This window comes from Neisseria sp. P0013.S005 (assembly GCF_051958425.1).
GTDB lineage: Bacteria > Pseudomonadota > Gammaproteobacteria > Burkholderiales > Neisseriaceae > Neisseria > Neisseria subflava.
In genome coordinates this window covers 1-277 of the sequence record NZ_JBQCVL010000056.1, presented here as the reverse complement: position 1 = coordinate 277, position 277 = coordinate 1, and the positions used below count along the sequence as shown (strand labels likewise).

Annotated in this window: 1 rRNA gene; it reads left to right on the top strand. The window is 57.4% G+C overall.

Annotated elements, in window-relative coordinates:
• Positions 1-277, top strand: a 16S ribosomal RNA gene (locus ACTHTA_RS11475); the annotation flags it as partial.

Sequence of the window (277 nt, the reverse complement as noted above, 5' to 3'; positions counted from 1 at the left end):
GATGTGTATAAGAGACAGCCTACGGGAGGCAGCAGTGGGGAATATTGCACAATGGGCGCAAGCCTGATGCAGCGACGCCGCGTGGGGGATGAAGGCCTTCGGGTTGTAAACCCCTTTCAGTAGGGAAGAAGCGAAAGTGACGGTACCTACAGAAGAAGCGCCGGCTAACTACGTGCCAGCAGCCGCGGTAATACGTAGGGCGCAAGCGTTGTCCGGAATTATTGGGCGTAAAGCGCACGTAGGCGGACTGGAAAGTCAGGGGTGAAATCCCGGGGCT